Raw genomic sequence first — 9,949 nt, forward strand, 5'->3', positions numbered from 1 at the left:
CGACTTCGGGACGGTCGAGCCACCGGGAGTTGGCCTCAGATCATCTTGACCTTGTCGATAAAGACCTGCCAACTCGCGCTGCGGGCGGCCGGTGGCTGGAACAGCAGCCGTTGGACAACGATCTCCTCCGCGACCCGTGGGCTGTCGGAAACCTCGTACGACCGGAAACTGGCCCTGGCGCCCGCAGGCCGGACCGCCTTCCGCAGTTGTTCCTTCGCGTTCCGGATCTTGCCGACGTCCTTTCCCGTGTACTGGTCGGGCAGCCGCCACGACCGGTGAACCGCCCGCACCGCCGTCGGGAAGAGAAACCACCACGCCTCGGTCTCCCAGGCCGGCACCACAGCAAGGACCGGCCAGGGCAACGGGCGGAACGCATCCTCGACCTTCTTGATCAAAGCCTGGTGCGCCGGCTCCACATCATCGGCGTCCTCATGCATCAGCACCGCACGGATCGGAGACCGTACGGCCTGCGCCCGCAGCACCGCGCTGACACGGGTCGTCTGGCTCGGGATCCGGCCCAGCGGAACCTTGCGCACCAACGCCATCGGCTTACGGAGCGGCTTCAGGCTCCCTTTCGGAAGGTCAGGACGTAGGGCCGAGACAAGAATGCAGACCACCTGACGATCGTTGTCGTCCTCGCCCAGCACGACGACAATCGGCTGCTGTCGGCCGTGTGCTCTACTCACTCCGGGCAACCGCCCAACGCGCCGGTGAACCACAGCTCGCCGAGCCCGACCTCGCCATGCAGTTCCCGTTCCATGGCCCGCACCGTGTCCGGGTCGATCGCGGGAATACGCGACGCGGCGTCCTCGCCACGTTCACAGACGATCAGCTCGTCCGGGGTCAACCGGTTGACCAGCGGCGGCGAATGGGTCGCGATCAGGAACTGGGTGCGCTCCGACGCCTCCCGCAGCAACTCGACCAACCGGTCGAGGATGTGTGGATGCAGACCGTGGTCGATCTCCTCGATGCAGGTGAGACGCGGCGGCGCCGGATCGTAGAGCAGAGCGAGCAGAGCGAGAGCCCGGATCGAGCCGTACGATGCCTCCTGCAAGGTCGTCGCACCCGGCAGCCCACGCTCCACCAGGGTGAGTACGGTCCCCTCGCCAGCACCACCGATCGGCCGGAACTGCAGCGCCTCCAAGCCTGGGATGAAGGCTCGCGCGTCGCGCTTCAGCGCGGCGAACTGGTCGCTGTGCTCATCGGCCAGGTAGCCGAGGAACGACGCCAGATTGCTGGCGTCGTTTGCCAGCTGCCGGCTGCGCTGCTCCGTCGACGGCAGGCGGGCCGCAGCCACGTCGATGTCGAACACCCGGAAACTAGCGAACATGTCGGCGAGCGCTTCGACCTGCTCGCCGCCCTCCTTGGCACCGAGTTTAGGCAACGTCGACAAGCCCAGCGAGCCCTCGCGCAGGTTGCCGGTCCGCTGCTCGCCCTCCGGGCCATGGAAGGTGACCTGGTTGCCGGAGACCGCGATGCGCCGGCCCGGTCCAGCGGTCCGCTTGAACGCGAAGGTCTCGGAGCGCTGCAGGAAGTAGCGCTCCGTCTGACCACGCAGCTTCCCCCGGGACACGCCAAGTTGGTAGTTGTCGGTGGCCCGCAAATTGCTGTTCTTGGTGACAGCGGCCTCCACCTCGATGGTGATGCTGGACCGCTGGTCGCCACCGCCCCGGAACAGCACCCGGTCGAAACCACCGCGTCGCTCCAGCGCGGGCCCGAGGTCCTCCCGGGTGGCGTCGCCGAGGAAGGCGATCACGTCGAGGAGGTTGGACTTACCGGCGCCGTTGGGTCCGACGAGTACGTTGAGTGCGGCGAGCCGCACCTCCACTGCCCGGAGGCTGCGAAAGTTGCTCACCTTGAGCCTGAGCAGGTACGGGGGATGTCGGACGGCCACGGCAGCAGGCTACCCGCTTGGCGCAGCGCCGCCAGCCAGGCGCAGCAAGTTGCCCGCTTCGAATTGCCAAGGACGCAACCAGTCCCCTTCCAGCGGTGTCCGATAACCGTCTCCGGCGGCCCGAACGAACACCCGGCAACTCGTCCGGCCGGCCGTTGTGCATTGACGCGCGCTCTGGTTGCATTGCCCGGGTTCAGGGAATGTGCACACTAGACAGGGGTAGCCGATGGTCGCGGCACAGGAAACGACGCTGCAGAAGCTGCTCGAAGGCACCAAGCAGTACCAGGTGCCGTTGTACCAGCGGACGTACTCGTGGTCCGAGCAGCAGTGCAAGCGGCTCTGGGAGGACATCATGAAGCTCGCCGAGGACCGCCGCGCCGACCCGGACGCCACCCACTTCATCGGCTCGGTGGTGCTGGCACCCAGCCCCGGTCTCGGCCCGGTCGGGGTGCAGGAGTTCCTGGTCGTCGACGGGCAGCAACGCCTCACCACCCTGTCGATCCTGCTCTGCGCAATCCGGGACCACCGGGCCGGAACCGAGGATCCGATGCACCGGGGGCGCATCGAGCAGCTGTACCTGATCAACCAGTTCGAGTCCGATCCGCACCGGCTCAAACTCGTACCCACCCAAGCCGACCGGGGCGCCTACCTGGCCTGTGTGGAGTCGACTCCCCAGGTTGGCGGCAGGGACCACGTCGGATCGGCGTACGACTTCTTCGTCAGCCGGCTGAGGGAGTACGACGACGTCGAGAACACACTCGACATCGCGCGGATCGAGAACGCCGTCATCACCGGATTGGCGCTGGTGGCGGTCACCGCCCAGGCCGGCGACAACGTCTACCGGATCTTCGAGTCGTTGAACAACACGGGCCTGCAGTTGACCCAGGCCGACCTGCTGCGCAACTACCTTTTCATGCGGCTGCCGACCCGGGGCGAGACCGTGTACGAGTCGCTGTGGTTCCCGCTGCAGGATGCTCTCGACCGCAATGACCGTGACCGCAAGAACCTCGAGCTGCTCTTCTGGCTCGACCTGGTGCAGCGCGACGGCCGCGCCAAGCAGACCGACATCTACGCCGCGCACCAGAAGCGGCTCAACGCAATGCGCGGCGAAGCGGAGATCGAGGCGGAGGTACGCCGGTTCAGCCGCCTCGGCGCGCTGCTGAAGATCATCCTGCACCCGGAAAGCGAGCCCGACCTCGAGGTCCGGCGGCGGCTGACCCGGCTGCACGCCTGGGGCGCCACCACCGTCTACCCGCTGCTGCTGCACCTGCTGGACCGCCGTGCGCAGGGCACCGCCACCGCCGGGCAGATCATCGCCACCATGCGGTACGTGGAGAGCTTCTTCGTCCGCCGCCTGGTGATCGGCCGGGCCACCGCCAACCTCAACCGGATCCTGATGTCCATCGTCACCGAGATGGACCCGAAGCTCCCAGTCGACGAAGCGGTCCGGGCGTACCTGTCGACCGGCCGTAAGCACTACGCGACCGACGCTCAGGTCCGTTCGTCGACCAGGACCATTCCCTTTTTCCTCAACGGCCGCGCGCACCAGCGCAACCTGGTGCTGCAGTGGTTGGAGGAGGCGCACCGCAGCAAGGAGCCGGTGGCCGCCGACTCGCTCAGCATCGAGCACGTGCTGCCGCAGACGCCGACCGCGCAGTGGCGGCAGATGCTCAACGACGATCTCGGGCCCGACGAGAACTTCACCGACCTGCACGAGTCGCTGGTGCACACGATCGGCAACCTGACCCTCACCGGCTACAACTCGGAACTGGGCAACAAGCCGTTCGATGCGAAGAAGGCCGCGCTGGCGAGGAGCCCGATCGTGCTCAACCGGGACATCGCCCGGCAGGAACGGTGGGGGCGACCGGAAATCCAGGCCCGCAGCGAGGCGCTGGCCGAGCAGATCATCTCGCTCTGGCCCGGTCCGGCCGAAACCTCCCGCGACCACGACTCCGACGTGCCGTGGGACGTGATGAACCGGGCACTGGCCGAACTGCCCGCCGGCTCGTGGACCACGTACGGCGACGTGGCCGCGCTGATCGGCAGCCACCCGGTGCCGGTCGGGACGCGGCTGGCGAACCACCCGGTGCCGAACGCACACCGGGTGCTGCAGACCGGCGGCACCGTCTCGCCGAGCTTCCGCTGGCCCGGTCCGGCCCGTACCGACGACCCGCTCGACCTGCTGCGGGCCGAAGGGGTCGAGTTCGACGGCAGCGGGCGCGCCGCCCCGGAGCAGCGGATCCCGCTGGACGAGCTGGCCCAGCTCGCCGGGCTCAGCACCGATGATCTGCCCCGCCCCCGGTCGCCGCGAACCAGCGCGGCGCACGCCGGACGCTTCAGCACGCAGGTGGCACAGCTGCAGGATCCGCCGGTGGTCGCCGCCGTGCAGGCTGTCCTCGACGGCTGGACCGCGCTGGGCGGCAACCTGCTCTACGGCACCGGCGACGAGGCGTCGTGCTTTCTCATCGCCCGCAGCAAGGACCACCGGCTCGGCAACATCTGGCCGGCCGCGATCTACCCGAGCGGCAAGTTCGAGATCGTCTTCCAGCACTTCAAGAACCGGGTGCCATTCGACGACATGGCGCTGCGTGAGGAGTTCCGGCAACGGCTCAACAAAATCCCCGGGGTGAACATCGCGGCGGCCCGGATCGGGCTCCGGCCCGGTTTCCGGCTGCCGGTGCTCGCCGACCCGGCGGCCCGTGAACTGCTGATCGAGCAGCTCGACTGGTTCTACCAGCAGGCACAACCGCCGGCCGAGTACGACGCCGACGCGGGTGACCAGTTGAGCTGACCGCCAACTGGTGGGCAGTGCCGTCAGATGGATCAGCGGTACTGTGCCACCCGCCGTCACCGACCGTACCGCTGCTGTTGAGAGGTTTGCCCGTGCCGCAACTCGCCCTCGCCGCCAGCTTCTGGGAAAGCTACGACGTGCTGGAAAAGCCGATCAAAGCCGGAGTACGCAAGGCGATGGCGAAGTTCCAGCAGCTCAGCATCGCCGAGCTGCACGCCGACAAGGGGCTGCACCTGGAGTCGGTGCACAACTCGCGGGACGCCCGGATGCGGACCATTCGGATCACCGACTTCTGGCGCGGGGTGGTCCTGGCGCCTGACGACGGCAGCGACACGTTCCTGCTGACCAACGTCGTTGCGCACGACGCCGCGTACGACTGGGCGGCGAAACGGCTCTACACGGTCAACACCGCCACCCGGGGGCTGGAGGTCCGCAACGTCGTCGCGATCGAGCAGCTGACCCCGGCACTGGAACAGGCGGCGGCGGGCGCGCCGACACTACTGTTCGCCGCGCACCCGGACAAGACGTTGCGGCAGCTCGGCATCGACGACCAGGTGCTGCGGGCCGCCCGCACCATCGTCGACAAGGCACAGTTGGAGGCGTTCGGCACGCTGCTGCCGGAGGACCAGTTCGAGGTGCTGCAGTACCTCGCCGAAGGGTTCACCCCGGACGACGTGTACCGCGACATCGTCGCCGAACGCCGCCCAGCCGACGCCGACAGCCAACCCACCGACAGCCTGGAGCTGGCGATCGCCAACACCCGCAGCCGGATCACCCTGGTCAGTGGGCCAGCCGAACTCGCCGAGATCCTGAACAAGCCGTTCGCCGCCTGGCGGATCTTCCTGCACCCGTCGCAGCGGCGGGTCGCCTACCGGACCGCGTACGGTGGCCCCACGCAGGTGACCGGCGGACCCGGCACCGGTAAAACGGTGGTGGCGCTGCACCGGGTCAAGCATCTGCTGACCCGCTCCGCCGACCACCGGGTGCTGCTCACCACGTACACGACGGCGTTGGCGGCGACCCTACGGGAGCAGTTGGCGCAGCTGCTCGGCGACGACGAGGCAGCACTGTCCCGGGTGGAGGTCACCACGGTCAACGCCTTCGCCAGGCGTGCCGTTCAGACGTTGACCGGCCGGGTGCCGTCGCTGCTCGGCGACGTGCCCGAAAGCCAGGTCTGGCGGCGGATCGTCGACCGGCACAAGTTGCCGTGGACCGAGCAGTTCCTGGCCCAGGAGTTCCGGCACGTGATCCTCGGCCACCAGATCGACGACCTGGCCGGCTACCTGCGGGTGACCCGGCGCGGCCGCGGTTCGATGCTCGGGCCGCGGCAGCGGGAGCAGATTTGGCGGGCGGTGCAAACGCTGCGGGCCGACCTGGCCGCCACTGGTGCCACCACCCACCTACAGCTGTGCGCCGACGCGGCGCGGCTACTCGCCGACGCCGACGATCCGTCGCTCCGGTTCCACCACGTGGTGGTCGACGAGGCGCAGGACCTGCACCCGGCGCAGTGGCGGGTGCTGCGGGCGGCGGTACCCGCCGGCCCGGACGACATCTTCCTCACCGGGGATCCGCACCAACGGATCTACGACGCGAAGGTGTCACTGGCCGCGCTCGGGATCCGTACCGCCGGGCGCAGCTTCCGGCTGCGCATCAACTACCGCAGTACGGCGGAGATCCTCACCTGGTCGACCGGGCTGCTCGACGGCACCGGCGTCGAAGGCCTCGACGGGGACGGTCGGGACAACCTGACCGGCTACCGGTCGCTGCTGCGGGGCCGGCAGCCGGCGGTCGCCGGGCAGCCGGACGAGCCGGCCGAGGTGGCGGCCCTGGTGCAACGGGTACGCGAATGGCTGGACCGGGGCGTACGGCCGGCCGAGATCGCGGTCTGCACACGATTCAAGGCCAGGCTGGACCCGGTGCAGTCCGCGTTGACCGAGGCCGGTGTCCCGACCGTACTGGTCAAGGAGCAGCCGGCTGCCGACGTCGACGGGGTCCGGCTGGCGACCATGCATGCGATGAAGGGGCTGGAGTTCCGCTGCGTCGCGGTGCTCGGGGTGACCGCATCGGCGGTGCCCTACGCCCGCAACGTCACCCCTGCGGAGGTGGATCGCATCCAGCACGACAGCGACGTGCTACGGGAACGCTGCGTACTGTTCGTCGCCTGCACCCGCGCCCGCGAAGCCCTGCACGTGTCGTGGACCGGCCAGCCGAGCCAGTTCCTTCCGCGTTAGCTTGTGTCCAGGGTCCCTCGGCCGCCTCCTTGGGCAGGGCGCCCGCTACTCCGGCAACCGCCACGTCAGACCGCCAACAGCCCCCCGTTGCGCACCTCGTCCTTGACCGCGATCAGATTGGCCGCCACGTACGGGATGTGATGCGCGCGGTGCCAGTCGGTCGGGAAGTAGGTGACCAACCTCGACACCTGGAATCGGCACGTGATCTCCGGTACGTACTTGGCGTACTGCCGGTCCGTGAAGTACCAGAACGAGTTCTCGTTGTAGAAGGCCACATGCGTCGGGTCCTGGAACGCTCCCCGGCCGTCGCTGCTCGGCGTCAACGACAACAGCATCCCGCCGGGCGCCAACAAGCGGTACAGCTCGTTGAACAACGCGATCTTGTCCGGGATGTGCTCCAGAAAGTCGCTCGCCCGGATCACTCCGACGCTGCTGTCCGGCAGATCCAGACCCTTGGTGATGTCACAAACCATGTCCACCTCGGGTCCGGCATGGACATCGACCCCTTGATAGCCTTCGACCTTGTTGTGCGCTGCCCCCAGGTCGAGCGCGAGCAGGCCCTGCCGTTTGGCCCATGCCAGCGCGTTCAGCTGCACATTCCGGTCATAGACTTCCACCGTCCGCTGCTGAATCCGGGCGTTGATCTCCGGCACACGCTGGGTGTTGCCCGGATGCATCCGTTGCAGGTAGAGACACTCCGGGATGTGATGGAAGTCCGCAAGCTGATACATGCGACACATGAGGTCTGCATCGTCGGCAACGTCAAGCGACTCGTCGTATCCGCCAGACTTCTCGTAGATGTCACGGCGGAACGCGCGCACATGGTTCGGCGCGTACCAGATGTAGCTGACGTTGTGCGGCGTCGGCGGCAGTGACGTGCAGGCCAGCACCTCGCGCCCATCGACCCGAACATCCCTATATCGCCAACCATGATCGGCAGAAAAGCGACTGCCGTCACGACTGCCATCCTCAGCGATCTGAGCTGTGTCGCTGTAGACCAGGCCGACTTCCGGATTCTCATCGAAGGCATTGACCACCTTTGCAAGGCAGTCGCTAGCGAGAAGATCGTCGTGATCCAACTCGACGAGTATGTCGCCCGACGCCTCCGCACAGGCCCGCTTCTTGACCGCACCTACGCCGGACACTTCGTCCTGCACCACCAGGCGGATCCGCCGATCTGGCATCTCAGGCCGCCAGCGGTTCCCCTGATTCAGAACGATGACCCACTCCCAGTCGTCGAACGTCTGCCCCTGAAGCGACTGGTGACACTCATCCAAGAACTTGGTACGATTACTTCCGGTGAAGACCGTCACAGCTGGCTTTTTCATGCCCCTAACCACTCACTGATCCGAGTCATCATCGACATCGTTTCGATACTCTTCGGGAACACTCTCCAGCAGCGCCCCGTCGAGCCGCACCGCCTTCTCGAACGCCGTACGCGCCTCGGCCTCACCGCCCTCATCCACCAACAGAAAACCGAGTCGCAGGTACGCGGTCGACGCCTCATCATCAAGGTCGACGATTTGGCGATACAGACTGATTGACGCCGTCTTGTCACGGCTTTCGAGCGCGATGGCCTTGTTGAACAGGGCAGGTTTGTAGGAGGGGTCAGCCTCCAATGCCCGGTCATAGCTTTCGATGGCCTGCGCAATCTTGTCCCGTGACTGCGCGATGTAGCCGAGGTTGTACCAGGCCAGCACGTTGTTCTCGTCGAGAGCCAGTACTTGCTCGAAAGTCTCCTTAGCCTTCTCAATATCTCCCGACTGGCCTTCGTCGACACCTTTCCGCACCAGGGCGACGAGGTCTTCACTCACGGCTCCGGCATTTTTGGTGTCCGGACCCTGCACCTCTCCGTCGGCAGTACAGGCTGGAACCCCAGCTAGTAGCACCGCACCGCACGCCAGCGATCCGAACATCGTTCGCATTTTCATTTTCCGTCACTCCTAATATAAGATACCCAACACCGAACACTCTCGTTCGTCGACCTTCAGTTCACGCAATGTCTGCACAGACGACATAGACCGTTCCGCCAGTTCCACCAAACTCGGCTTGCCAACCAGTCGGCTCACCGGCAACGGGGATGGGCCGCGATGTGTCGGGGCTTCCCTGAGATTGGAAACCGCCACCGGTAGCGACGTCCCCCGCATCGCACTGCACTTCCAGGAACCCTGACCCGCCAGCGGAAGCCGAGTTGACGTAGAGATCTGGGAAACCTGCACCCTGCGCACCTTGTGGCCCCTGGGGACCCTGCACGCCTTGGAAGCCCTGCGCTCCTTGCACGCCCTGCGCACCATCAGCACCTTGCGCTCCCTGCACTCCTTGCGCGCCCTGCGCACCATCAGCACCTTGCGCGCCCTGCGCCCCTTGCACGCCCTGCGCGCCCTGCGCACCCTGAGCACCCTGCGCACCATCAGCACCCTGGAAGCCTTGCGCCCCTTGCACGCCCTGCGCACCATCAGCACCCTGGAAGCCTTGCGCACCCTGCGCACCCTGCGCACCCTGCGCACCCTGCGCACCCTGCGCGCCCTGCGCACCTTGGGCACCATCAGCACCCTGCGCACCCTGAGCACCCTGAGCACCCTGCGCACCCTGGAAACCCTGCACGCCCTGCACGCCCTGCACGCCCTGCACGCCCTGCACGCCCTGCACGCCCTGCGCACCTTGGGCACCATCAGCACCCTGCACGCCCTGCACGCCCTGCGCACCCTGCGCACCCTGCGCACCTTGGGCACCATCAGCACCCTGCGCACCCTGCGCACCATCAGCACCCTGGAAACCCTGCGCACCCTGCACGCCCTGCACGCCCTGCGCACCCTGCGCACCCTGCGCACCCTGCACGCCCTGCACGCCCTGCGCACCCTGCACGCCCTGCACGCCCTGCACGCCCTGCACGCCCTGCGCACCCTGCGCACCCTGCGCACCATCAGCACCCTGGAAACCCTGCACGCCCTGCGCACCTTGAGCGCCCTGCGCACCTTGAGCACCTTGGGCACCATCAGCACCCTGCGCACCCTGGAAACCCTGCGCACCCTG

7 protein-coding genes are annotated in these 9,949 nt (G+C 67.1%); 3 read left to right on the forward strand and 4 right to left on the reverse strand.

What is annotated here, in order from left to right; translation table 11 throughout:
• Nucleotides 1-35: 35 nt before the first annotated feature.
• Both ACFHW1_RS24665 and ACFHW1_RS24670 read right to left on the reverse strand, forming a co-directional pair.
• Entirely contained in the window at nucleotides 36-536 is a 501-nt protein-coding gene (locus tag ACFHW1_RS24665) for a hypothetical protein (protein ID WP_416616199.1), read from the reverse strand.
• A gap of 146 nt (nucleotides 537-682) precedes the next feature.
• On the reverse strand, nucleotides 683-1,894 hold the full coding sequence (locus ACFHW1_RS24670) for an AAA family ATPase (protein WP_416616202.1): 1,212 nt from the start codon (nucleotides 1,892-1,894) through the stop codon (nucleotides 683-685).
• Nucleotides 1,895-2,120: 226 nt separating this feature from the next.
• Between ACFHW1_RS24670 and ACFHW1_RS24675 the strand changes: the two genes are divergently transcribed.
• Nucleotides 2,121-4,685 (forward strand): GmrSD restriction endonuclease domain-containing protein, encoded by a 2,565-nt coding sequence (locus ACFHW1_RS24675; protein WP_416616204.1) that lies wholly within the window; start codon nucleotides 2,121-2,123, stop codon nucleotides 4,683-4,685.
• A 92-nt stretch (nucleotides 4,686-4,777) separates the two neighbouring features.
• Nucleotides 4,778-6,916 carry a UvrD-helicase domain-containing protein gene (locus ACFHW1_RS24680; RefSeq protein ID WP_416616206.1) on the forward strand — a complete coding sequence of 713 codons (2,139 nt, stop codon included), beginning with the start codon at nucleotides 4,778-4,780 and terminating at the stop codon, nucleotides 6,914-6,916.
• A gap of 65 nt (nucleotides 6,917-6,981) precedes the next feature.
• Here ACFHW1_RS24680 and ACFHW1_RS24685 read toward each other — a convergent pair whose 3' ends face one another.
• Nucleotides 6,982-8,244: a glycosyltransferase gene (locus tag ACFHW1_RS24685; protein WP_416557203.1), complete on the reverse strand. Its 1,263-nt coding sequence runs from the start codon at nucleotides 8,242-8,244 to the stop codon at nucleotides 6,982-6,984.
• Between the two features lie 12 nt (nucleotides 8,245-8,256).
• Nucleotides 8,257-8,832 (reverse strand): tetratricopeptide repeat protein, encoded by a 576-nt coding sequence (locus tag ACFHW1_RS24690; RefSeq protein WP_416569040.1) that lies wholly within the window; start codon nucleotides 8,830-8,832, stop codon nucleotides 8,257-8,259.
• Between the two features lie 448 nt (nucleotides 8,833-9,280).
• Here ACFHW1_RS24690 and ACFHW1_RS24695 point away from each other — a divergent pair.
• Nucleotides 9,281-9,949 (forward strand): hypothetical protein (locus ACFHW1_RS24695; protein ID WP_416616208.1); only part of this gene is annotated, 669 nt, incomplete at its 3' end.

The sequence above is a fragment of the Micromonospora sp. LOL_014 genome, assembly GCF_048060245.1.
Taxonomy (GTDB): Bacteria; Actinomycetota; Actinomycetes; order Mycobacteriales; family Micromonosporaceae; genus Micromonospora_E.